This window comes from Alienimonas chondri (assembly GCF_013036045.1).
GTDB lineage: Bacteria > Planctomycetota > Planctomycetia > Planctomycetales > Planctomycetaceae > Alienimonas > Alienimonas chondri.
In genome coordinates, this window is the sequence record NZ_WTPX01000291.1 from 1 (window position 1) to 2,634 (window position 2,634).

The 2,634-nt window shown below is 68.5% G+C and carries 2 protein-coding genes; one reads left to right on the forward strand and one right to left on the reverse strand.

Features of this window, described 5'->3' with window-relative positions; translation table 11 throughout:
* Nucleotides 1–191: 191 nt before the first annotated feature.
* Nucleotides 192–740 (forward strand): MarR family winged helix-turn-helix transcriptional regulator, encoded by a 549-nt coding sequence (locus LzC2_RS22665; protein ID WP_171189993.1) that lies wholly within the window; start codon nucleotides 192–194, stop codon nucleotides 738–740.
* Between the two features lie 100 nt (nucleotides 741–840).
* Here the strand turns inward: LzC2_RS22665 and LzC2_RS21085 are convergent, their stop codons facing one another.
* Entirely contained in the window at nucleotides 841–2,061 is a 1,221-nt protein-coding gene (locus LzC2_RS21085; protein ID WP_171189994.1) for a type II secretion system protein, read from the reverse strand.
* Between the last annotated feature and the right edge of the window lie 573 nt (nucleotides 2,062–2,634).

Here is a 2,634-nt window from a genome sequence, read left to right on the forward strand (position 1 = left end):
CGGCGGCGCGGGGGGTCGGGGGAACGGAACGCCCCCCGGACGCCGCGACCGATCCGAGAGTTCCCGGCGATCGGGAAGTTCGCCGCGGATTCGCCGGGAGACCTGCCCGCAGAGTCATTGCGGGATTCCCCGACGACCAAACCCCGAAGCCCCCATTTGCCGGTCCCGGCTCGGCGCGTCATCATATACACGTGAATCCCACTCCCCCGCCGCCGATCTCCCCCCCGCCAGCGTCCTACCCGGCGCCGAAGGGGCTGGCTGCGGACATCGGCAAACGCTGCCCGTTCGAGTGCGCGGAGGTCGAGGCGTATCTGAACTTGATCCGCACCGCGGACGTGTTGGCCCGACAGTTCGACGAGCTGTTCAAGGCCCGCGGCCTGTCGCAGCCGCTCTACAACTGCCTGCGAATTCTGGTCGGGGCGGAGAAAACCGCCGCCAAGTGCGACGGCAAGCCGTTCCACGGTCTGGCGATTCGAGAGATCGGCGATCGACTCGTCGCCCACGCCCCGGACGTGACCCGGTTGGCGGATCGGTTGGAGAACCTCGGCTTGGCGGAGCGCCGACGCTGCCCGTCGGACCGCCGCAGCGTGCGGGTGTTTCCCACGGAGAAGGCCCGCACCCTGCTCGCGGAATTGGCCGAGCCGGTCGTCGCCCTGCACCGGCGCCAGTTGGGGCACCTGGGCGAGGAGAAGCTGGCTCGGCTGTCCGACTTGATGGTCGAGGCCCGTGCGGGGGAGTGAAGGGGACGGCGCATTCGTCGCGGCTCCCTCCACGAAACAACGACGGCCGGGGAGGCCCCGGCCGTCGCTCTGTTCGATCGTTGAAAGGTTCGATCCGGTCTCAGTCTTCGAAGGCTTCCTTGACGATGCCTTCGCCGTCCAGCAGGGGGCCGCTGAAGGAGATGCTCGGCGGCAGTTCGACGGTGCCGTCGGTGTAGCCGGTGGTCTGGGCCGCGTCGCCGTCGTCGACGACGTTGAACCCGGGGTTCAGGAAGCCGTCGCCGTTCTGGTCGATGACCTGAACCACGGAGCCGTCGCCCTGCAGCAAGTTGACGTGCTTCTTCTTGCCGCTGCCGCCCCAGGCGAACCAGTCGCGGGTGTCCTGCAGGAAGACGTCCTGCTGAGCGGCGATGCTGTTGCCGTTGGGCAGCCCGCCGAGCGCGCTGATCGGGGCGGACAGGGCGCTCATCCGCACCGGGGCGGTCTTGTTATCCAGCAGCTTCACGGTGGAGGGATCGCTGCTCGGGCAGCTGGCGGGGCCGTCGTTGAAGGCTTCGGCGAGTTGCACGCCGGCGCCCAGCTTGCCGGGGATGTCCATCGTCAGGATGGCTTCGTCGGAATCGCCGGGGGCGGCGACGCCCATGAAGGAGACGGTGCTGGAGGGCAGGTTGCTGTTCTCCAACCGGGTGCGAGTCAGCGGGCCGAGGCTGCCGCTGAGTCCCTTCAGGCCGCCGGTGGTGGTGACGGTCTGCGGGCTGACGCCCGGGGCCAGCTTGGGGGCGCTCCGCACAAGCCACCAGCTGGCGGCGTAGTTGGTGGTGTAGCCGTCTTCCATCATCTGGGAGACGACCGCGGCCCGTGCCGGGGTGTTCTCCGTCGCGGAGGTGAAGCCGGCGCACACGCCGGTGTTCAAACGAGACAGCGGGGCGCCGTCCTTCGAGTCGGTGGTGTCCGCGCCCAGCAGGTCGTTCAGCTTCTCGGAGCCTTGCAGGTCGCTGATGGGGCTGGTCAGGTCCGGGCCGCTGGCGGCGCCGCTGTTCACCAGATCCGCGACCCAGCCGTAGGTGTCCGGGCAACCGTCGCGACGGAAGTCGTAGGCGCCGGAGCAGTACCGTTCCATCGGGTCGTTCGTGGCGAAGCTATGCAGACCGATGCCGATGTTCTTGAGGTTCGACTTATCCTTCAGGCTGTTCGCCGAGGCCCGAGCGTTGTTGACGGCGGGAATAATCAGCGACACCAGGATCGCAATAATCGCGATGACCACCAGCAGTTCAATCAGCGTGAACCCGAGTCGGGACGCTGTGCGACCGGGGGCGCTGGCGGGGGAGAGACGGCGTTGCATGACGGGAAGAACCTTTGAGGCAGAGATGGGTGGAACAGGTGGGTCGAGCTGGGGATCGCGACGGGGTCCGAACGTTGGGCCGCGTCCATGGCGGCCGGTCTCGCCGCCGTCGGCCCCGACTCGGGCCGATGCTCCCAGCGGGGCGGGATCGTCCTCGAGCGCCGGGGACAGCCCCGCTTCACTCGAAGGTGGGGGATACTCCCAAGCCGATGTGAGGAAACGACGGGCTTTTATATGAACGTTCTGCGAACATCGCCGGGGCATTCCTGCCGAGCGCTTCGAGGGGCGCCGCCCGCCCGCGGCGGCGGTTGCGGGCGACGGGAGCAGCATCCGACGCCCCATGAAGGCCGGCGCCGAGCCGCTGCGAAGATCGCGTGAACCCGGAAACTCTCCGGAACCTGACCGACGGCACACTTCTCCCCGCCGTCGTCGCCCGCAGGAACGGGAGATGATCCCTTTCACCCGGCCGCGACCCGCCTGCACGTTGCCCGAAACGCCCCTTCGGGGTCACAATGGCGGCGACCTCATTTCCCCCACGTCCCGCCACGCCCCGGTTCCCCCGCCGCGGTGTAT